Origin of the sequence: Halomonas sp. G15, assembly GCF_021282295.1 — a bacterium.
Classification (GTDB): domain Bacteria; phylum Pseudomonadota; class Gammaproteobacteria; order Pseudomonadales; family Halomonadaceae; genus Halomonas; species Halomonas alimentaria.
On record NZ_JAJSPA010000038.1, the window covers coordinates 12569 to 33125 of the forward strand.

The window sequence follows — 20557 nt, forward strand, 5'->3', positions numbered from 1 at the left end:
CCTCGGTGGTCGGCGACTTGCGGCAGTCAGTTGCCGGACGATCATTTCCCCCGGTAGTAGCCCGGTGCGACGAAGGGGGTCTTGCTGACGGTCATCGGCAGGTGCTTGCCGCGCACCTCGGCGTAGACGGTGGTGCCCAGCTCGGCGTTGGCTATGGTCACGTAGCCCATGGCTACCGGCTTGCCCACGCTGGGGCCGAAGCCGCCGGAGGTCACCGCACCGATGGTGTTGCCTTCGGCGTCGAGCAGCGGGGCACCTTCGCGCACCGGGGCGCGACCCTCGCCGAGCAGGCCGACACGCTTGCGGGTGTGGTCCTTGGCTTCGACCTGGTGGAGGATCGCCTCGGCACCCGGGAAGCCGCCGGGGCGCTCGCCGCCATTGCGGCGGGGCTTGCCGATGGCCCAGATCAGCCCGGCCTCCACCGGCAGGGTGGTGGTATCGATATCGTGCCCGTAGAGGCACAGGCCGGCCTCCAGGCGCAGGGAGTCACGGGCACCCAGGCCGATCGCCTCGACCTCCGGCTCCGCCAGCAGGCGGCGTGTCAGGGCCTCGGTCTGCTCGGCGGCCACCGAGATCTCGAAGCCGTCCTCGCCGGTATAGCCGCTGCGGCTGACCCACACCGGAATACCGTCGATCTCGAAGTGGCCATGCTGCATGAAGACCATCTCGGTGGCTTCCGGGCACAGCCGCTTCATCATCTCGGCGGTCTGCGGACCCTGGATTGCGATCAGGCCGCGATCGAGCTCCTCGATCTCGTGGCCGGCCGGCAGGTTGGCGCGCAGGTGGGCGATGTCCTGGTCCCGGCAGGCGGCGTTGACCACCAGGTAGAGGTGGTCGCCGGCGTTGACCACCATCAGGTCGTCGAGGATGCCACCCGCCTCGTTGGTGAAGATGGCGTAGCGCTGCATGCCCTCGGCCAGGCCGACGATATCCGCCGGCACCAGGGTCTCCAGTGCCTCGGCCGGGGAGGGGCCGCGCAGCAGCAGCTGTCCCATGTGCGAGACGTCGAACAGCCCGCAGGCTGTGCGCGTGTGCTCATGCTCCTTCTTCACGCCCAGCGGGTATTGCACCGGCATCTCGTAGCCGGCGAACGGCACCAGCTTGGCGCCGAGCTCGACGTGCAGGTCATAAAGAGGGGTACGCTTCAGCTCGCTCATGGGGGCCTCCGATAACAGGGAAAACGAAGCGGCGTGCCTCAAGGATAGCGGCAACCGGACAGCATAGCGCCTAGAGTAGACGATGTTTCCTATTGGAAACAATGGGTGTCATCAAGAATTGCCGTTGCCATGATGGAGCGCCGCGGGAGAGACGATCGCTTCCTGGTATCGGCGGGGAGATTGAAGGGCTTTGCGTGGCGGGGGGCGAGCATCGTGACGCCGCTCGAGAGGGTGGCGTCACGACACTCAGGTTTTCCTATTGGAAACAGTGCGCTCTTGAGCCGTTTCCATTGACGAGCGGTCGGTGAGTCACTGAGTCAGAGCGAGCGGCCCGCCGTTGATGGCCGAGAGCGCCTCGTTGGCCTCGAGGATCTGGGCCTCGATGCCGGTCACGCCCATACCCTCCAGGCGGCCGGTGTGCATCCGGCAATAGTCCTCAGCCTCTTCGCGGGTGGCGAAGAGGTAGACACCGCCGGCCCGCTTGCCCGCGGGATCCTCGGTCCAGATCTTCCACAGCAGGCCGGGCTCGTCGTTGATGGAGCGGGCCAGCGGCGTCATGGCCTCGACCATTGCCTCGCCGAAGGGGCCATCGAAGGGAAAGTGCACCTGTAGAATTACGGCCATGGGGGCCTCCTGTGGTCGGGTGGTGAGGATGTGTGGCTGGGCTCAGGCGAAGTCGGGGTCGTCGGTGCGGAAGATCGACTCCTCCTCGCCGGGCAGGGTGACCGAGAATTCGCCGCCGCCCAGGTAGCTGACCGGGTGTCCCTCGCGGGTGCGCAGGGCGGGACCGCCGCTCACCGGGCCGGCATGGGTCAGTTCACCGAGCTCCTTCACGCTGACCTGGATGTCGATCATCACCTCGCGGCCCTGATCGTCGAAGGCCATGATGGTGCGTTCGTGTTCGCTCATGGGGTTGGCTCCGGCTGGTAGGGTGGCCGTCAGTATCGGCATTTTCGGCCCGCGAGGCGAGTGGCCGAACGACGCGGGGCCTGCGCAAAGGCAGGCCCCGTTGATGTCGAAGGCGACTGGGTGACGCTCAGAGGCGGCTGGCCACGGCGTCCAGGAAGCCCTGCATGTCGACCAGGGTCTCGCTCTCCGGGGCGTTGGTCTTGCCCTTGAGGTCGCCGGTGATGATGCCGGCGTCCACGGTGTCGATCAGCGCCGCCTTGAGGCGGTGGGCGTAGTCGACCAGGGCGGGATTCTCCTCGCGTTCTCCCAGGGTCTCCAGGGCGTTGGCCACGGCGTAGAGCAGGGCGGAGGAGTTGAAGTGGGCCTCCTTGCCGTCGCTCTCCAGATACTTCAGGTAGAGGTCGTGGGCGGTGCCGTGGGGTGCCTCGAACAGCATGGTGCCGTCCTTGCTCTCGATGATCGAGCTGGCGGTGGCCAGGCTGCCGCCGAGCGCGGCGGAGATGTCCGAGAAGATGTCGCCGTCCAGGTTCTGCGCCGGGTAGAGGGCGTTGCGCGGCGGGTCGGTGATCATCTTGATGAGCTGGCTGGAGGGCCGCATGATCATGAAGGAGGGGGGCGAGGTGTCGGCCTCGGCGAGCTCGCGGCGCACGTCGGTGATCACGGTGCTGAACACCTCGTCGTACTCCATGACCTCGCGCTTGAGGCCGAAGTAGACCTCCTTGCTCTTGCGCGAGGCGTCACGGAACACCTGCAGCACCCAATCCTTGATCGCCTCATGGTCATTGGACATCAGCAGGATGGGGTCACCCTTCCTGACGTGGCGGGCGTGCTTCTCCTCGCCGTCAACGATGACCTTGAGGATGCCGTCCTCCTCGGCAGGGGCGTTGAAGCTGCCGTACTGGTCGCCGCCGCCGGCGCTCATGCGCGAGATAGAGACCTGGGCCTTGCGGTCGGGAATACCGTATTGCTTGAGCTGCTCCACCAGCTTGAAGAGCTTGCGCCCGGTGGTGTTGTCCGGCACACCCCACAGCGCGCGCTCGGGCGGGTTGGAGACAAGGCGTGCGGCCTGGGCGTCGATCAGCTCGTAGAAGTAGGCAAGGCCGAGGGCCTCGACCTGCTCGCGGTAGTGCTGGTCGTAGATTCCCTCGATGGCGGCGCGCATCACCCCGTCGTAGCCGGAGATCACGGTGTCCTTGAGGCCCAGGTAGATGTCGCGCTTCTCGTCGATGGCGCGCTGGAAGAAGCGGTGGGCCCAGGCCTTGACGTCTTCCAGGTCGTTGGTGGCGAGCAGCCAGGGATCGCCCTTCTTGACCTCGCGGCGGTGCAGCTCCACCGGGTCGCCGCTGGCCCCCACGAACATCAGCTTGACGATGCCGGTGGCGCGGGAGAGCTCGTTGAAGCTCTCCTTGATGCCGCCGACCTCCATGGTGTCGACGACGATGTCGCGGTCGACCCACTCGGGGCGCTTGACCTTGAGGTTGCGGAACTGGATGTCCTCGCGGGTGATGTTGCCGCCGATACCCTTGCGGATGGCGCCGTTGGGCGACTTGGTGGCCAGCGGGTGCAGCTTGGTGCCGTCGAGGTCGGGGTGCTTGGCGAGCAGCTCGCCGAGCTGGGCGCGATTGACCGTCATGCCGGCGTTCTTGATGCCCACGCCGTGGCGCTTGAGCGCCTCCACGGCATCGACCACTACCTGGCCGTTGGTGACCAGGCGATTCTCGGCGGAGAGGTCGATCTCGACCAGCGGGATCTCCAGCCGGGAGGTCACGAAGGTATCGAGAATCTTCTCGAAGGCTACCTGGGCCATCTCGTCACCGTGGAGGATGACCAGTGGGGCGTCGACTGTGATCTTGCTGCTCATCGCCTCGTCTCTTCTGCTGCGCGCTGGAAAGTGCGCATAGGGTACGCCGGAAGGCTCAAGGGCGCCATGCCCCCAAGGGGTAAGGCCGCTCACCCCTCGCTGCCGGCCCAGCGTTCGTCAGGGTGCACTTCGTTGGCGGGCAGCACCGGGTCGTAGCCATCCCGGCGCAGCGCCTCGATCACCTCCCGGGTGTGCTCGCTGCCCAGGGTTTCCAGGGTGGCCTCCACTTCGGTGGCACGCAACGAGAGGTCGGTGAAGGTGCGGTGGTGGGCGATATGGATGACGTTGGCGTGCTGTTCGGCGAGCTGCCGCGTCAGCTCGGCCAGGGCGCCGGGTACGTCGGGGATCGCCACGCGCACGCGCACGATGCGCCCGCTGCGGACCAGGCCGCGCTGGATCACCGAGGAGAGCGCCAGCATGTCGATGTTGCCGCCGCACAGGATCAGGCCCACCTTGCGCCCGCGGTAGCGTTCGGGGTCGGCCAGCACCGCGGCGAGGCCCGCGGCCCCGGCGCCTTCCGCCACACTCTTCTCGATCTCCAGCAGCAGCAGGATGGCGCGCTCGATCTCGGGCTCGTCCACCAGCACGATATCACTCACCCGCTCGCGCACGATGGGCAGGGTCAGCTTGCCGGGCTGCTTGACCGCGATGCCCTCGGCGAGGGTGGCCAGCCCGCAGTGGATCTCCTCACCGGCGAGGGCCTGCTGCATGGCGGGGAAGCGCCTGGTCTGCACGCCCACGATCTCGATGCCGGGCTTGAGCTCGGTGGCGGCGATGGCGTTGCCGCTGATCAGCCCGCCGCCGCCGATGGGGATCACCAGGGCATCGAGATCCGGGGCGTCCTCGAGCATCTCCAGGGCGATGGTGCCCTGACCGGCGATGATGCGCTCGTCGTCATAGGGGTGCACGAAGACCAGGTTGCGCTCGGCGGCGAGGCGGTGGGCGTACTCGCCGGCCTCTGCGACGCCCTCGCCCTCGAGATGTACCTCCGCGCCGAGTCGGCGGGTGTTGTGCACCTTGAGGTTGGGGGTATGGCGAGGCATGACGATGGTGGCGCGGATGCCCAATCGGGCGGCGTGGTAGGCCACCGCCTGGGCGTGGTTGCCGGCGGACATGGCGATGACGCCGCGTTCCCGCTCCTCCGGGGTGAGGGTGAGCAGGTGGTTCAGCGCCCCGCGCTCCTTGAAGGCGGCGGTGAACTGGTGGTTCTCGAACTTGATGAAGAGCTCGCAGCCGGCGATCCGCGACAGGGTGTGGGAGTGCAGGCAGGGGGTGCGCTCCACACTACCCCGGATCTGCTCGGCGGCGGTGCGGATGTCGTCGAGGGTCACACTCATGGCGGGGCGTCTCCGGTTCTGGGCTAGCTTTCATGATGCGTCGTCGTGAAGTTGATGTCGAAATGGGCGCCGCAACGCATGCCGCGATGCGAGTTGAAACGCATGTCGAAACCCTGTCGCCTGGGATAGAGTCCATCCAGGCACACCTTTTATCCGGGCATGTGAACACGAGGAGAGCGCGATGAACGCCAGCAAGATACTGGAACAGTTGATGCAGCAGGCCGGCGGCCAGTCCGGCAGTGGGTCGAGCGGCCAGGGCGGTTCCGGCCTGGATATCAAGGGCATGCTCGATGGCCTCTCCCGCCAGCTGGGCGGTGGCGAGGCCAGGTCCGGCCAGGGCGGTGGCTCAGGATTCGACGTCAAGAGCCTGCTGGGTGGCGGCGCCCTGGGAATGCTGGTGGGCTCCAAGCGCGGCCGCAAGCTGGGTGGCAAGGCCCTCAAGTATGGCGCCATCGCCGGGGTGGGGATGCTGGCCTGGAAGGCGTGGCAGAACTCCCGCGGCGGTGCCGGTGGGCAGCAGGGCGAATCGCCCGCCGAGGGCGAGCCGGTGGAGCGGCTGGCCGGGCAGGCCCGCGAGCAGCGCAGCCTGGAGCTGCTGCAGGCGATGATCATGGCGGCCCGCGCCGACGGCCATATCGATGACCAGGAGCGTGAGCTGATCGCCGGCCAGATCGACGCCCTGGGCGCGGACCGCGAACTGCACGCCTGGGTGGAGCGTCAGCTCCAGGCGCCGCTGGATGCCGAGGCCCTGGCGGCCCAGGTCGATTCGCCCCAGGCCGCCCGCGAGATGTACCTGATCAGCGTGGCGGTGGTCGACGAGCAGAACGCCATGGAGCGCGCCTGGCTCGACCAGCTGGGCCGTGCCCTGGCGCTGCCCGGCGAGGTCACCGCCGAACTGGAGTACCAGGCCCGGGAGGCCGGTTGATGGTCGAGCCCTTGATGGCGCTGGCCACCGGCTTCGGCCTGGGGCTCTCGCCCTGGGCCTCGGGTACCGTCGGGTCGCTGCTTGGGCTGCCGCTGGCCTGGTGGCTGCTGGGCCGCACCCGGCGGGTACAGATCGCGGTGACGCTGGTACTGCTGCTCGCCGCGGTGCCTGTGTGTCACCTGGTCGAGCAGGAACTGGGCGGCAAGGATGATGGCCGCATCGTGCTCGACGAGATCGTCGCCTTCCCGGTGGCGGTGCTGGGCCAGGCGGCAGCCCGCCAGCCCTGGGCGATGGCCTCTGCCTTCGTGGTCTACCGGGTAGTCGACGCCACCAAGCCGCCGCCGGTGAGTCTGGCCGAGGCGGTGCCGGGCGGTGCCGGCATCGTGCTCGACGACGTCATCGCTGCGGCCATGACCTGGCTGGTGATGGCGGGCGGCCTCATCCTGTGGCGCCGGCGTCAGGCGTCGTCCTGAGCCGCCGGCGGGAAGCTGACATCGAAGCCCCGGGCGTCGAGCTGGCGAATCGCGTGGGGGCGGCCCTGGGTGTCGAAGTCGACCAGGCCGATCCCGCTGCCGTTCCAGAGCCGCTCGCCGGCTTTGGCGCGGTCGGGGTCGCGGGGTGTGATGGCCAGGCGGCGGCGCTTGGTGAACCAGTTGAGCGGTGACCAGGGCGCGTAGAGCCAGCGGTTCAGGCGATCGAACCAGTCGAGCAGGGTGTCGGGGAAGGCGTTCTTGATGCCGCTGGAGGTGATCTGCCACAGCCGCGGCCCGTGGCGGCGCTGGCGGATTTGGATGTCGTAGGCGAAGGAGTAGTGCACGTCGCCGGAGAGGATGACGTAGTTCCCCGGGGTGCGTGAGTGGCGAAAGATGTTGAGCAGCACGCTGGCCGCGCCGCGGTGAGCCATCCAGTTCTCGGCGTCCACCAGCAGCGGCCTGCCGGCCAGGGTGAAGATCTTCTGCACCACCTCGATCAGCTTGACCCCGAACATCGGCGCCGGCGAGACGATGATCACCGAGCGGTGGTGGAGCAGGGCCTGCTGAAACTCGCTCAGCGCCTCCCAGTCCATCAGCCCCGAGGGGCGCTTCGGGCTGCGTTCGCTGCGCCAGCGCCGGGTGCGGGTGTCGAGCACCACCAGCGGCGGGTCTCCCGGGATCTGGTACTCCCAGCCCTCGAAGCGCAGCAGGCGCCGGATCACGGCATCCAGGGCATCGCCGTCGAGCCAGCCGTCGTTCGCCATGGCGTCCTGCAGCAGCCGGGCGCACTCATCCAGCGGCTCGGCCAGGTGCTCGGGGGCATTGCCCCAGCCCTGGAAGAGCAGGTAGCCGAGCAGGGCGTTGCCGATGATGCGCCGCGAGAAGGGGTGGCCGTAGGCGGTGCGCTCCCAGTCGGCGGTGAGATTCCAGTCGTCGGTGATGTCGTGGTCGTCGAAGATCATCAGGGTCGGTAGCCGCGCCAGCAGCCGCGCGGCGGCCGGCAGGCCGGCCACGAAGCGCTCGATCACCGCGTGCTGCTCGGTGAACAGCGCGGCGTGCTTGTCATCCAGCGCGGGCGTTGCCACCTCGATCAGTTCCCAGGGCGTGGGCGACCACACCAGCAGGTACATGGCCACCATCTCGGCGAAGGTGGCCAGGTGGTTGTGGGCGTTGGCCGAGGTGAACACCGGCTTGCGCACCCCGCCGAAGAAGCGCTCGCGCAGGTTCTCGCTGCTCTTCACGTCGGGCAGCAGCGATTCCCGCGCGTAGTAATGGGCGGCCTCGCCATGCAGCGCCCGGCTGTCGGCCACCACGGCGCCCTCCAGCGACTCGTCGAACAGCCCAAGGCGGCGGATCAGGGCGTGGATGGCCACCAGCATGGGGCCGGCGACATCGTCGGCGTAGATCTGGTCGCCGGTCATCAGCAGCCAGGCGGGGCGCTCCTCGGGAACCTCGCGGTGCTCGGCCAGCCACGCCTCGGCGCGCACCAGGCCGTCGCCGCCGTCGTGGTGGGGCTTGCGGCAGGAGCCGTGCAGCAGCCGATGGTGGCGGCCGGCCAGCACGAAGGCGGGCAGCTCGCCCTCGGCGTCGAGCAGGTGGTCGCCCCAGTCGGCGATGCCGCGCTCGTCTTCGCCCTCGTGGTGGCGCTCAGTGTCGCGCAGGCGCAGGTCGTAGGCGATCAGGGTGTCGGTCGGCAGCGGCGTCGCCAGCGGCAGGTCGATCAGATGCAGCCAGGCGTGGCGGCCCACCGGCACCCGCCGGCAGTGGTCGTTCAGGGACAGCCGTCGCGTCCCCTCGCCGGCTGGGGTGAGGGCGAGGGTCAGCGCGAGGGGGCGGCTCGCCGCCAGCCACAGCACCAGGCGGTCGGGTGCCAGGCGGCGCAGCAGCGGGCCGGCGAGCACAGCGGGGAGGGTAGCGTCGTCCATGGGCGAGATCGTCTGCGGTTTCCTTGGGGCACCCCGTCACCGACAGGCGCGCGGGGCCGAGGTTCCACCCTCGCCGATGCGGCGCACCCCGGCAAGCGTCGCGTTGAGACGCTCACTGGCGCGGTGTGGGGAATCGCCTACATTGGAGATTCAGATTGAACGGTCATGCAGGCGTCATGTCGGCGTCATCCGGCTGTCACGGCCGGGCGACATAAGGGTACGGCACGTCGCACCATCTTCGGACCCCACCGCTCGAGGAGAATTTTCCATGTCGATCACCCGTCGCCGCTTCCTGCAGGGCTCGCTGGCCGCCGGTGCGGCCGCCACACTGCCGACTCCCTTCTATATCAATCGGGCCCTGGCCCAGCAGGAGCCGCTGCGCATCTACGCCTGGGCGGGCTACTTCAACGACGCCATGCTGGCCGACTTCACCGACAAGACCGGCATCCCGGCGACCTTCACTCCCTATGGCACCAACGACGAGCTGATGAACTCGCTGCGCGCCAGTGCCGGCGAGGGCTTCGACGTGATCATGCCCACCGTGGACCGGGTGCCGGGCTATCTCGACTACGACCTCATCCAGCCGCTGGACGAGTCGCGTATCAACTGGAGCGGCGCCCTGGACAGCGCCATCTCGGGCTCCGAGACCGGCGGAGTGGTGGATGGCAAGCGCTACTTCGCGCCCAGCGACTGGGGCACCGAGGCAATCACCTGGCACCGCCGCTACGCCGATATCGACCGCGCCAACCTCAGCTACGCCGACCTGTGGAATCCCGAGCACGGCCAGGGCGTCACGGTGCGCGGCCACTCGGCGCTGGTGGGGATCGGCCTGTGGCTGGAGCGCGAGGGCAGGCTGCCCCACCCGCTGCTCGACTCCTACCGCAGCGAGGAGGCGATGCGCGCCAACTTCGATGTCATCCTCGAGGAGGCGGTCAAGCACAAGGAGCTGCTGGTGCAGTTCTGGAACACCGAGAACGAGGCCCAGGCCGCCTTCCGGACCAACGGGGCCATCATCGGCCAGACCTGGGACTCCACCGCCTTCCGCCTGATCCAGGAGGGCGACGATATTGCCTACGGCGCGCCGAAGGAGGGCGCCCTGGCGTGGATGGAGGGCTTCGTCATCCCGAAGAATGCCCGCAACCCGGATGCCGTCTACGAGTTGATCAACTGGTACTACACCCCCGAGGCCGGCGCCATGTTCGTCGAGGCCACCGGTTACAACTCCACCTCCAAGGGCGCCACCGAGCTGCTGCCCGAGGCGACGCGCAACTTCTTCACCGACTCCTACACCGAGCAGGATCTCGAGAACCTGTGGTGGTGGCCGATCCAGGAGCCCTGGTACGTGGCGCTGCGCAACGAGTACCAGGACCGCTACCTGTCCGCCTGACGAATGCCCGACCGCGAGGTGACCATGGACGGCAGCGTCCGGCTGGAGGAAGTGGTGATGCGCTTCGGCGACTTCACCGCCATCGACAAGACGTCGCTCGAGATCGGCTCGGGGGAGTTCTTCAGCTTCCTCGGCCCCTCGGGCTGTGGCAAGACCACCCTGCTCAACATGATCGGCGGCTTCCTGACGCCCAGCGAGGGCCGGGTATCGATCGGTGGCGAGCCCATGGCCGGGGTGTCGGTGAATCGCCGCCCCACGGCGATGATCTTTCAGAACCTGGCGCTCTTTCCGCTGATGACGGTGTTCGAGAACATCGAGTTCGGCCTCGAGGTGCGCGGGGTCGACCGCCGTACGCGGCGCGCCACCGCCGAGCGCCTGCTGTCACTGGTGGCCCTCGAGGGCGTGGGAGCGCGCCGGGTTACCGAGCTCTCCGGCGGCCAGAAGCAGCGCGTGGCTATCGCCCGGGCGCTGGCGGTGGAGCCGCGGGTGCTGCTGCTCGACGAGCCGCTCTCGGCGCTGGACCTCAAGCTGCGCCAGCATATGCGCAGCGAGCTCAAGGCGATCCAGCGCAAGACCGGCATCACCTTCATCTACATCACCCATGACCAGGGCGAGGCCTTGACCATGTCCGACCGGGTGGCGGTGATGTCGGCGGGCCGCCTGCAGCAGGTGGCCGATCCCATGACCCTCTATCGCCAGCCGGCCACCGGCTTCGTGGCGGCCTTCGTCGGCGAGAACAACCGCATCGAGGCGAGGGTGATCGACCGTCTGGGCGAGCGGGTGCGCCTGGATGCCGGGACCCTGGGTGAGCTGGAGGGCCGTGTGGGTGACGAGGCGAGCCTGGGCGGTGGCGCGGATGTGGCGCTCTATGTGCGCCCCGAGCAGCTGCGTCCAGTGGTCGCCGGCACTTCCGGCGATGCCTCCATGGGCGGTTCGACCCTGGTCGCGGAGGTCGAGTCGGTCAGCTTCGAGGGCGCCTGGCTGATGGTGCAGGCACGCCTCCCGGGTTCCGGCGAGGCGCTGCGGGTGCAGCTGGGCAGCGAGGTGTCGCGAAGCTTCGCCGATGCACTGGTACCCGGCGAGGCGATCACCCTGGGCTACGATCCCGCCGAGACGGTGGTGCTGCCCCGGGATGACGGCCCGCGGGTGGACGAGGCCACCGGCGAGGTGGTGGAGGCAGCAGATGTTTAGGCAGCTCGCCGCCCGCTTCGGTGGCCCCCTGTCGGCGGCCATCCTGGCGCTGCTGGGCATCTGGCTGATCCTGATGGTGACCCTGCCGCAGCTGCAGATGATCGACTACTCGCTGCGCCCCAATCTGCTGCCCGACCAGCGCGGCGGCCCCGAGGATGGCTGGACACTGGCCAATTACGCCACCCTGTTTGCCAACGACATCCACCGTGCCATCTTCTTCAAGACGCTGTGGTCCAGCGTACTGGTGACCCTGCTGACCCTCGCCGTGAGCTATCCGCTGGCCTGGTACCTGGCCAAGGTGGCCACCCCGCGGCAGGCAGCACTCTGCATCCTGCTGCTGATCATTCCCTTCTGGATCAACGAGATCCTGCGCACCTACTCGTGGTTCATCATCCTGGCCTTCCGCGGGCCGCTCAACGAGCTGCTGCTGATGCTGGGACTCATCGACCGCCCCATCCGCTTCCTCAGCGGCGATGGCGGGGTGATGGTGGGCATGGTCTATGCCTATATCCTGTTCATGGTGTTCCCGCTCTACAACGCCATCGAGAGCCTCGACGACAACCAGGTGCGCGCCGCCCGGGACCTGGGTGCCGGCACGCTGCGCACCCATCGGCGCATCGTGATTCCCCACGCCAAGCCGGGCATCGCCACCGGTTGCATCATGACCTTCATGCTGGCCGCCGGCAGCTACGCGGTGCCGGCGCTGCTCGGCTCGCCGGGCAGCCGCTGGTTCACCCAGATCATCTACAACTGGTTCTTCGAAGGCGGCAACTGGAACCAGGGAGCGGCCTACGCCTTCCTGCTGCTGGTGCTGTGCATCGGCTTCATGTCGCTGGTGATGAAGGTGTTCAAGGTGGGCCTGGGAGACATCGCGAAATGAGGGACCGGGCCAAATGAGCTCACAGCGACTGATGGCCCTGGGCCTGCGTTTCTATGTGGTGGTGTTCTTCGCCTACCTCTTCCTGCCGCTGATCGTCATGGCCGCGGCGACCTTCAACGACAGCCGCTTCCCCACCGTGACGCCCTGGGACGGCACCACCCTGAAGTGGTTCGGCGAGCTCGCCGCCGATGGCGCCATGTGGCAGGCGCTGACCAACAGCGCCATCGTGGCCACGGGAGTGCTGCTGCTGGCGGTGCCCATCGGCATCGCCACGGCGCTGTTCCTCAACACCGTGCAGAGCCGCGCCAAGCCCTTCCTCTATGCGCTGATCCTCTCGCCGCTGCTGACCCCGGGGGTGATCATCGGCATCTCCACGCTGATCTTCTGGCGCCAGTGGGGCGTGGGCGGTGGCATCTTCCTCACCGTGGTGGGCCAGGCCACCTTCATCGCCGCCTACGTGATGCTGATGGTCACCGCCCGGCTGCAGCGCTTCGACCGCACCATGGAGCGCGCTGCCCTGGACCTTGGGGCCAGCCAGTGGCAGATGTTCCGGCGCATCCTGCTGCCCTACCTGCGTCCGGCGATCCTCTCGGCGGCGGTGATCGCCTTCCTGCAGTCCTTCGAGAACTACAACACCTCGCTGTTCGTGGTGGGCTACGACACCACCCTGACGGTCTACATCGCCTCCAAGGTGCGCACCGGTCTGACCCCGGCGGTCAACGCCCTGGGGCTGATCCTGATCCTGGTGACGGTGCTGCTGGCGGCGGCCTACGAGTTCAAGCGGCGCCGCGAGGCCGCGCGCCTGGTGAAGGGGGTGTGATCCCTGCGCTATGCTGGGGGCCCGCCACAGGAGGGCCCCATGTCCCACGATCACTCCCATGACCATGCCCATCACGCCCACGACAGCCGGCGCCGGCTGTCGTGGGCGATTGTGCTCACCGGCGGCTTCATGGTCGCCGAGGTGGTGGGCGGCATCGTCTCCGGCTCGCTGGCGCTGCTGGCCGACGCCGGGCATATGCTCACCGATACCGCCGCCCTGGCGCTGGCCTGGTTCGCCGCCTGGATCAGTCAGCGGCCCGCAGACGGCAGGCGCAGCTACGGCTACCACCGGGTGCAGACGCTGGCCGCCTTCGTCAACGGCATCACCCTGATCGCCATCGTGGTGTGGATCGCCATCGAGGCGGTGCGCCGCTTCCTTGCGCCGGTAGAGGTGATGGGCGGCACCATGCTGACCATCGCCGTGCTGGGGCTTGGTGTGAACCTGGTGGTGTTCGCCATCCTCCACGGCGGCGATCGCGACAACCTCAACATGCGCGGGGCCGCCCTGCATGTGCTGGGCGACCTGCTCGGCTCGGTGGCGGCCATCGTCGCCGCCCTGGTGATCCTGGCCACCGGCTGGACCCCCATCGACCCGCTGCTGTCGCTGCTGGTGGCGGCCCTGATCCTCAGGAGCGCCTGGAAGTTGACCCGCGAGGCGGGGCATATCCTGCTGGAGGGCTCACCGCACGACCCCGATGCCGCGACCCTGCGCCGGGAGATTCCCGAGGCCCTGCCGGCGGTGCATGACGTCCACCATGTCCATATCTGGTCGCTGACGCCGGCGCGCCACCTTGTCTCGCTGCATGCCGCTGTGGAGGCGGGGGAGGATCGCCAGGCGACCCTGGTGGCGATCAAGGCGCTGCTGGTGGAGCGCTACGGTATCCGTCACGCGACCATCCAGGTCGAGGACCGTAACGACTGCGTCGACGAACGGGAGTGAGGGAGCTCAGGGCTGCTCGCGCAGCGCGCTGCCGGGTAGCCAGAGCCGGACGCACAGCCCGCCGATCGCGGCCTCTTCGAGGCTCAGGCGGCCGCCGTGCAGCTCGGTCAGGTCCTTGACGATGGCCAGCCCCAGACCGTTTCCCGAACGCTGCTCGTCAAGTCTTGCGCCGCGGGCCATGGCGGCCTGTCGCTGAGCTGCGTCCATGCCCGGGCCGTCGTCCTCCACCGCCAGCCACACCCCGCCGGCTTCCTCTCCACCGTTCAACCGGACTTGCCCCGCGGCCCAGCGCAGGGCGTTGTCGAGCAGGTTGCCGACCAGCTCCTGCAGGTCCTGGGCATCCATGCGCAGGTACAGCGGTTCCGGCAGCTCGGCGTGCAGGGCGATGCCGCGGCGCTCGGCCAGGCGCCCCAGCCCCTCGACGATGGGGGAGAGCACTTCGGAAACCGCTACCCGCGGCGCCAGGCCGGCGTCGCCCGCCGCCGTGGCCCGTGCCAGGTGGTGGCGCACCGCGGCGTCGATGCGCGAGAGCTCCTCGCGGATGCGCCCGCGCCGGGGCTCCTCGATGCCGTCGGCCAGGGTGGTCAGCACGCTGACCGGGGTCTTCAGGGCGTGGGCCAGGTTGCCGGCGGCGTGCCGGGCGTGGGCCATCAATCGGCGGTCGCGCTCCAGCACGCTGTTCATGGCTGCGGCCAGGCGGGCGAGCTCCTCCGGTAGGCGGGTATCCAGGCGCTCGGCTTCGCCATCCTCCACCCGGCGCAGATCGGCGCGCAGGCGGCGCAGCGGTGCCAGCCCCCAGCGGATCTGCAGCGCCAGGGCGGCCAACAGCAGCGCGCCCAGGCCGGCCAGGGAGAGCGCTACCAGGCGGTTGAAGCGGGCGATCTCGGTATCCAGCGGCTCACGGGAGATCGCCACGGCGACGTGCAATGACTCGGCCAGGGGGGCGAGGCGGATGTCACGCTCGATGGCCCGCAGCGGCGTGCCGCGAGGCCCCGGCAGGTCGCGGAAGGCGATCTCCGGGTGGGAAGCCGTGGCCAGGCGCTGGTCCCATAGCGAGCGCGAGGCGAGGGTGTGATTGCCGCCGTCGCTGGCCTGCCAGTACCAGCCGGAGAAGACCCGGGTGAAGCGTGGCTCGCCCAGGTCGCGCTGCAGTACCAGCTCGCCGGCGACCTCGTCCCAGGCCAGCCCGGCGACCACCACCTGCAGCAGCGATTCCAGCCGCTCATCGAAGGCGGCGGTGGCGGTGGCCTGGACGTGGCGGGAGAGGGCGATGCCGGCGAGCGGCAGCGAGCCCAGCAGGATTGTCAGCGTCGCCAGCATCAGTCGGCTGGCCAGGGAGAGGCGGCGCGGAGTCATGGCGCGCCGTCGGTGTCGACCAGGCGATAGCCCTGGCCGCGCAGCGTCTCGATGCGTGCCGCGCCCAGCTTGCGGCGCAGGCGGCTGATCTGCACGTCGATGACGTTGGAGTCGGGTTCGTGGTCGCGGTCGTAGACGTGCTCGGCCAGTTCGCTGCGGCTGACCACCCGGGGGGCGGCGTGGGCAAGGTAGGCGAGCAAGCGCGACTCCTGGGCGGTCAGGCTGATGGGGCGGCCGGCCAGGGTAACGCTGCCGCTGTGGGTATCGAAGGCGAGCTCGCCGATCCTCAGCACCGGATGGGCGTGGCCGTGGGTGCGCCTGACCAGGGCGCGCAGTCGGAACAGCACCTCGGCGGTCTCGAAGGGCTTGGTGACGTAGTCGTCGGCGCCGGCCGAGAAGCCGGCGGCCTTGTCGGCCCAGCGGGTGCGGGCGGTAAGCACCAGCACCGGCAGCTCGATGCCGTCCTCGCGCCAGTCGGCGAGCCAGCGGCTGCCGTCGCCATCGGGCAGGCCCAGGTCGAGGATCACCGCGTCGTAGGCCTCGGTGCGCACCAGAAAGTCCGCCTCGCCGCCGTTCTCGGCTCGTTCCATCAGCAGCCCGGCTTCGCCCAGCGCCTCGCATAGCGCATCGCTCAGGGCGCGGTCGTCCTCCACCAGCAGCACCTTCATGGTGTCACCTCGCGGCGGCGCATGGCATCGATCTTCACCCCTTCCATGCCGACCAGCTCACCGCTCTCGGCGTCGAACTCGAACTCCACCACCTGGCCGTCGGGGCCGAGCATCTCGATCTCGTAGGCGAGGCGGCCGTCGTCGCGCTCCAGTTCCACCTCCAGCACCTGGCCTTCAAAGCGCGCCTCCAGCCAGTCGAGCAGGCTCGGCAGCGCCACGATTCTCTCTTCGCGTACTGCCTCGTGGAGATCCTGCCAGTGCTCCTCGGCCGGCGCAGACGAGGCGGCCAACTGTACCAGCAGTCCTGCGAGCAGGCCGGCCAGCAGCGTCAGCCGGGGACGCAGGTGAGGGCGAGTGTGGGGGTGTCGTGTCAGCATGGGCTCAGGGTGCCAGGGGCAACATGAACAGAGCATGAACGCTGCCTTCACCTTCAGGCAAGGTGAGGGGGTGTGTAATGGCCCGGCAACCCGCAGAGATGAGGACACCACCATGCAACGCAAGATGATCCTGACCGCTTCCCTGGCCGCCCTGCTGGGCGCTGCTACCCTGGCCCAGGCCGCGGATGAGCGCCTGGCGACCGAGCGCCTCGACGAGGTGTTGGCCCAGGCCGGTGATTTCGGCTTCCAGACCTTTGATGAGATCGAGGTGAAGCGTGACGACCGTGTTGAGGTCGAGGGTTGGCTCGATGACGAGTGGCAGGCCGAGGTGAGCTTCGACCTGGCCAGCGGCGAGAGCCTGAAGGAGGAGCGCAAGAAGCGCGAAGGCGGTGCCTGGGGCCTCTCCGAGGCCGAGGTGCGCGACGCCATGGCGCTGGCCGTGGCCGAGGGCCTGGCCGAGTTCGAGGAGCTCCAGGCCGAGCGTGACGGCCGCATCGATATCGAGGGCTACGACGCCGACGACCGTGAGCTGGAAGTGAAGATCCGCGACGGCGAGGTGCTCGAGGTCGAGCGCGACTGAACTGCTCCCGGGGCATCTCCCGGCTAGCGACTCAAGAGTAGATAAGGAGGGACCGGCGCATGACGCGCCGGGCCCTCTGCCGTTTGCCTTGGGGGTCAATAGAGCTTGCTGTGCCTCAGCCGGGCGATGGCCTCGGGTGGGGCGAAGCTTGCCGCGCTGGCACTCTCCCAGAAGTCGCGGAACAGCGGGTGATGGGCGGCGCCACCCGCCAGCAGCTCGCCCGGCGCCAACTGGTCATGCAGCTCGGCGAAACTCTTCACCTCATGGCGCGACACCCGGTGCAGCACATGCTCCGGGCCAAGCTCCGCGGGGTGTGACAGGCCGGCGGCTCCCAGCATCTCGGCCAGGGCCTCCAGGGTGTTGGCATGGAAGCTCGCCACCCGCTGCGCCTTGGTGGGCACGTCGAGGCGGCTGCCGCGCAGGGTGTCCTGGGTGGCGACGCCACTGGGGCAGCGGTCGTTGTGACAGCTCTGGGCCTGGATGCAGCCCAGGGCGAACATGAAGCCGCGCGCGGCATTACACCAGTCGGCGCCCAGCGCCATGGCCCGGGCGATATCGAAGGCGCTGATCATCTTGCCGGCTGCGGCGATCTGCACCCGGTCGCGCAGGCCGGCACCGACCAGGGTGTTGTGCACTAGCTGCAGCGCCTCGGTCAGCGGCAGGCCCAGGCGGTTGATGAACTCCAGCGGGGCGGCACCGGTGCCGCCCTCGCCGCCATCCACCACCACGAAGTCGGGGTGCTCGCCGCGCTCGAGCATCGCCTTGACGATGGCGAACCACTCCCAGGGGTGCCCGATGGCGAGCTTGATGCCCACCGGCTTGCCGCCGGCCAGGTCGCGCAGCCGTATGATGAAGTCGATCATCTCGCCCGGCGTCGAGAAGGCCGTGTGGGCGGCGGGAGAGATGACGTCCTCGCCCAGAGGAACGCCCCGGGTTGTGGCGATCTCCGGGGTCACCTTGGCCGCCGGGAGGATGCCACCGTGACCCGGCTTGGCGCCTTGGGAGAGCTTGATCTCGATCATCTTCACGGCTTCCTGGCGGGCCCCTTCGCGGAAGCGCTCGGGGTCGAAGTGCCCCGCCTCGTCTCGGCAGCCGAAATAGCCGGATCCGATCTCCCAGACCAGATCCCCACCGCGGCGATGGTAAGGCGAGATCGCACCCTCGCCGGTGTCGTGGTAGAAGCCCCCGCTGCGGGCGCCGTCGTTGAGGGCGCTGATGGCGTTGGCGGAGAGCGCGCCGAAGCTCATCGCCGAGATGTTGAATACGCTGGCCGAGTAGGGGCGCGCCCGGCCGGCCCCCACGGTGATGCGGAAGTCCGCCTTGTCGGCCGGCACCGGCGCCAGCGAATGGCCCATCCATTCGTAGCCGGGCTGGCTCACGTCGTGAAGCGAGCCGAAGGGCTGCTTGTCGCTGACGCCCTTTGCGCGCTGGTAGACCAAGCGACGCTGCTCGCGGGAGAAGGGCACCTGTTCCGTATCGGTCTGGATGAAATACTGGCGGATCTCGGGCCCGAAGGACTCCAGGTTGTAGCGCAGGTGGGCCAGGATCGGATAGTTGCGGCTCACCGTGCGGCCGCGTTGCATCACGTCATGGGTGCCCAGGGCAGAGAGCAGGCCGAAGACGACCACGCCCCATATCCAGTGAGGCGAGGCAGTAACCAGACTTGCCAGGCTGACGGCCAGGCCCATCAGACTGATCCCGTAGGCACTGTAACGCAGCGGCAGCGATGCGAGGCGGGGCAGGCGAGACATGGTGCGCTCCTTGCGGTGTCGAGGAGTCTCATTGCACGGGGCCCCGGCCCCTGTGTCAACGCGCCCTTAAGGGCAAGGAGTGGTTTCACCGGGTGCTGCCGAGAGTGCTGAGCAGCCCCACCACGCTGACCAGGATCAGCACGGCACCCAGCACACGGTAGTAGAGGTTGGCACGGCTGCCCACCAGGTAGCGGTGGGCGCGCTCGCCAAGCAGGTGCCCCACCAGGGCGCAGGGCAGCAGCCACAACTGGTGGATAAGTTGCAGGTCGACCCCGGCGATCAGGAAGGAGACCATCTTGATCAGCACCAGGATGAACCACAGCACGAAGAGGGTATCGCGTAGCTGGTGCGCGGCCACGTGGGTGGCGAACACCGCCACGATCAGGGGAGCGCCGATCAGCGAGGTGCCGCTGACGTAGCCGCCCAGTGCCAGCAGCAGGGCATCGACCCAGCGACTGTTGCTGCGGAAGGGGCGGTCGAGCACATAACCCACCGCGTAGACCATGACGATCACGAAGATGATGCTGTTGACGTCCTCCCCTCCCTCAGCTGCTTAGGCAGCTGCCGCCTGGCGGAAAGGAAGGGGATTCCTACGGCGCTCAGGCGCAGCCAACGGCTGCCCCTGAGTCGCTTCGGTGGGTTCCTGCTGCTGGCGGCCTTACCGCACCACTCACTTCACAGGCTAACCGGGCGTGCCCCGCCCTTAATACATTGATGGCGCCGACATGATCGGCATTGGCCTCGAAGCCACATTCGACACAGGCAAACCGGGCCTGGCTGCGCCGGTTCTCCACGGCGACATGACCGCACTCGGGGCAGGTGCGGCTGGTATTGTACGGTGGCACAACGACCAGATGCGCCCCGCGCCACGCCAGCTTGTAGTCCAGCTGGCGCCGGAACTCGTACCAGCCCTGGTCGAGAATCGAGCGATTGAGGCCGGACTTCTGGCGAATTTGGCGGCCTGGCTGCTCGACACTGCCTCTGGCCGAGCGCGACATGTTGCCTACCTGCAGGTCTTCCAGCACCACGAGCGCGTGGTTTTGGCTGATCGTGGCGGAAGCCTTGTGTAGGTAGTCACGCCGGGCATTGGCGATGCGAGCCTGGATTCTCTGGACGCGGGCCTTGGTCTTCTTCCAGCTGTTGCTGAACTTGGTCTTACGGCTCATGGCCTGATGCGCCTTGCGCAGCGCCGTCTGGTGCTTTCTGAAACTGTTGAGGGGTGCCAGGTAGCTGCCATCGGAGAACGTGGCGAACCGCGCCACGCCCATGTCGATGCCAACGGCACCGCCGGTCGGCGCCGGCACTGCGACCTCGCGCTCGGTCTGGATCGAGACGAACCATCGCCCCGCTGACTGGCTGACGGTGACGTTCTTGACCGTCCCCAGCACCTCGCGGCTCTTGCGGAAGCGTAACCAGCCCAGCTTGGGCAGGTAGAGGCGGTGATTACCCTGATCGAGCTTGATCTGTTTCGGATCGGGATAGCGGAAGCTGTCACGCTGGCCCTTCTTCTTGAACCGCGGGAAGTCCGCCCGCTTGGCGAAGAAGTTGGCATAGGCGCGATCGAGATCCTTCAGCGACTGCTGGAGCGGGTGGATCGGCCCATCCTTGAGCCATGGCGTATCCGCGCTGTTGCGCCATCCGGTGAGCGCCTTGCACAAGGCCGCATAGCCCAGCTTGTTCTCACCGGCTGCATATCGCTCTTTCTGCAACACCAGCCCCCGGTTGAACACGAACCGCACCATGCCGGCGAACTGGCGCATTTTCCGCACCTGCTCCCCGTTGGGCATCAGTTCGAATTTGAAGGCTTGGAGGCGTTGCATGAAGCATCTTTTGCTGTCGATACATCCAGTATTATAGGGCGCCTGCGGCGCCCGCGCTATCCTTCCCCGCACTTGAAGTTCTTTATAGCAGAATATGTGTAAATGAGTGAGTGAGTGAAATAAAGCCCTGCTTTTTCAGGGCTTTATTTCCCCCGAATTTTCTACACACTATGTAATCGTGTGTGTAAGAAGCCTCGGTTC

19 protein-coding genes and 1 pseudogene are annotated in these 20557 nt (G+C 68.0%); 8 read left to right on the forward strand and 12 right to left on the reverse strand.

What is annotated here, in order from left to right:
- Positions 1-41: 41 nt before the first annotated feature.
- From gcvT to LWH48_RS14835, 5 genes are all read right to left on the reverse strand, one after another.
- On the reverse strand, positions 42-1157 hold the full coding sequence (gcvT, locus tag LWH48_RS14815) for a glycine cleavage system aminomethyltransferase GcvT (protein ID WP_232913140.1): 1116 nt from the start codon (positions 1155-1157) through the stop codon (positions 42-44).
- 309 nt (positions 1158-1466) lie between these two features.
- Positions 1467-1781 (reverse strand): monooxygenase, encoded by a 315-nt coding sequence (locus LWH48_RS14820; RefSeq protein ID WP_232913141.1) that lies wholly within the window; start codon positions 1779-1781, stop codon positions 1467-1469.
- 42 nt (positions 1782-1823) lie between these two features.
- Positions 1824-2066 carry a hypothetical protein gene (locus LWH48_RS14825; protein WP_161431366.1) on the reverse strand — a complete coding sequence of 81 codons (243 nt, stop codon included), beginning with the start codon at positions 2064-2066 and terminating at the stop codon, positions 1824-1826.
- Between the two features lie 127 nt (positions 2067-2193).
- Positions 2194-3927, reverse strand: a complete 1734-nt coding sequence (locus LWH48_RS14830) for an isocitrate/isopropylmalate family dehydrogenase (protein ID WP_232913142.1) — start codon at positions 3925-3927, stop codon at positions 2194-2196.
- A gap of 89 nt (positions 3928-4016) precedes the next feature.
- The gene (locus tag LWH48_RS14835) at positions 4017-5264 is read right to left on the reverse strand and encodes a threonine ammonia-lyase (RefSeq protein ID WP_232913143.1); all 1248 of its coding nucleotides are present in this window, start codon (positions 5262-5264) and stop codon (positions 4017-4019) included.
- 181 nt (positions 5265-5445) lie between these two features.
- Between LWH48_RS14835 and LWH48_RS14840 the strand changes: the two genes are divergently transcribed.
- Both LWH48_RS14840 and LWH48_RS14845 read left to right on the forward strand, forming a co-directional pair.
- Positions 5446-6189, forward strand: a complete 744-nt coding sequence (locus tag LWH48_RS14840; RefSeq protein WP_232913144.1) for a tellurite resistance TerB family protein — start codon at positions 5446-5448, stop codon at positions 6187-6189.
- Positions 6189-6662: a phosphatidylglycerophosphatase A family protein gene (locus LWH48_RS14845; RefSeq protein WP_232913145.1), complete on the forward strand. Its 474-nt coding sequence runs from the start codon at positions 6189-6191 to the stop codon at positions 6660-6662. The genes LWH48_RS14840 and LWH48_RS14845 overlap by 1 nt, the downstream gene beginning before the upstream one ends.
- Here the strand turns inward: LWH48_RS14845 and LWH48_RS14850 are convergent.
- The gene (locus tag LWH48_RS14850; RefSeq protein ID WP_232913146.1) at positions 6647-8587 is read right to left on the reverse strand and encodes an alkaline phosphatase D family protein; all 1941 of its coding nucleotides are present in this window, start codon (positions 8585-8587) and stop codon (positions 6647-6649) included. The two genes, LWH48_RS14845 and LWH48_RS14850, sit on opposite strands and share 16 nt — an antisense overlap.
- Positions 8588-8855: 268 nt before the next feature.
- On the opposite strand from LWH48_RS14850, the gene LWH48_RS14855 reads away from it, so the two are divergent.
- Genes LWH48_RS14855 through LWH48_RS14875 form a run of 5 tightly spaced genes read left to right on the forward strand, consistent with a single transcriptional unit; the run spans position 8856 to position 13804 of the window.
- A complete protein-coding gene (locus tag LWH48_RS14855) occupies positions 8856-9974 on the forward strand; it encodes a substrate-binding domain-containing protein (RefSeq protein ID WP_232913147.1) in 1119 nt (372 codons plus the stop codon).
- Between the two features lie 24 nt (positions 9975-9998).
- A complete protein-coding gene (locus LWH48_RS14860) occupies positions 9999-11165 on the forward strand; it encodes an ABC transporter ATP-binding protein (protein WP_232913148.1) in 1167 nt (388 codons plus the stop codon).
- Positions 11158-12045, forward strand: coding sequence for an ABC transporter permease (locus tag LWH48_RS14865; RefSeq protein ID WP_232913149.1), 888 nt, complete (start codon positions 11158-11160; stop codon positions 12043-12045). The genes LWH48_RS14860 and LWH48_RS14865 overlap by 8 nt, the downstream gene beginning before the upstream one ends.
- Before the next feature lie 13 nt (positions 12046-12058).
- Positions 12059-12865 carry an ABC transporter permease gene (locus tag LWH48_RS14870; protein ID WP_161431374.1) on the forward strand — a complete coding sequence of 269 codons (807 nt, stop codon included), beginning with the start codon at positions 12059-12061 and terminating at the stop codon, positions 12863-12865.
- A gap of 39 nt (positions 12866-12904) precedes the next feature.
- A complete protein-coding gene (locus tag LWH48_RS14875; protein ID WP_232913150.1) occupies positions 12905-13804 on the forward strand; it encodes a cation diffusion facilitator family transporter in 900 nt (299 codons plus the stop codon).
- 6 nt (positions 13805-13810) lie between these two features.
- Here the strand turns inward: LWH48_RS14875 and LWH48_RS14880 are convergent, their stop codons facing one another.
- The 3 genes from LWH48_RS14880 to LWH48_RS14890 are packed head-to-tail and all read right to left on the reverse strand — an operon-like array spanning position 13811 to position 16205.
- Positions 13811-15160, reverse strand: a complete 1350-nt coding sequence (locus LWH48_RS14880; RefSeq protein WP_232913151.1) for a sensor histidine kinase — start codon at positions 15158-15160, stop codon at positions 13811-13813.
- Complete coding sequence (locus LWH48_RS14885; protein WP_232913152.1) at positions 15157-15828, reverse strand: response regulator transcription factor; 672 nt, start codon at positions 15826-15828, stop codon at positions 15157-15159. Before LWH48_RS14885 ends, LWH48_RS14880 begins: the two co-directional genes overlap by 4 nt.
- A complete protein-coding gene (locus LWH48_RS14890) occupies positions 15825-16205 on the reverse strand; it encodes a PepSY domain-containing protein (RefSeq protein ID WP_232913153.1) in 381 nt (126 codons plus the stop codon). The genes LWH48_RS14885 and LWH48_RS14890 overlap by 4 nt, the downstream gene beginning before the upstream one ends.
- Before the next feature lie 112 nt (positions 16206-16317).
- Between LWH48_RS14890 and LWH48_RS14895 the strand changes: the two genes are divergently transcribed.
- Positions 16318-16785, forward strand: coding sequence for a PepSY domain-containing protein (locus tag LWH48_RS14895; protein WP_161431379.1), 468 nt, complete (start codon positions 16318-16320; stop codon positions 16783-16785).
- Between the two features lie 95 nt (positions 16786-16880).
- On the opposite strand, the gene LWH48_RS14900 is transcribed toward LWH48_RS14895, so the two are convergent.
- From LWH48_RS14900 to LWH48_RS14910, 3 genes and pseudogenes are all read right to left on the reverse strand, one after another.
- A complete protein-coding gene (locus LWH48_RS14900; RefSeq protein ID WP_232913154.1) occupies positions 16881-18536 on the reverse strand; it encodes an FMN-binding glutamate synthase family protein in 1656 nt (551 codons plus the stop codon).
- A gap of 85 nt (positions 18537-18621) precedes the next feature.
- Positions 18622-19068 (reverse strand): annotated as a pseudogene (locus LWH48_RS14905) (sulfite exporter TauE/SafE family protein); the annotation flags it as partial.
- A 67-nt stretch (positions 19069-19135) separates the two neighbouring features.
- A complete protein-coding gene (locus LWH48_RS14910; protein WP_232913155.1) occupies positions 19136-20356 on the reverse strand; it encodes an RNA-guided endonuclease InsQ/TnpB family protein in 1221 nt (406 codons plus the stop codon).
- Positions 20357-20557: the final 201 nt, after the last annotated feature.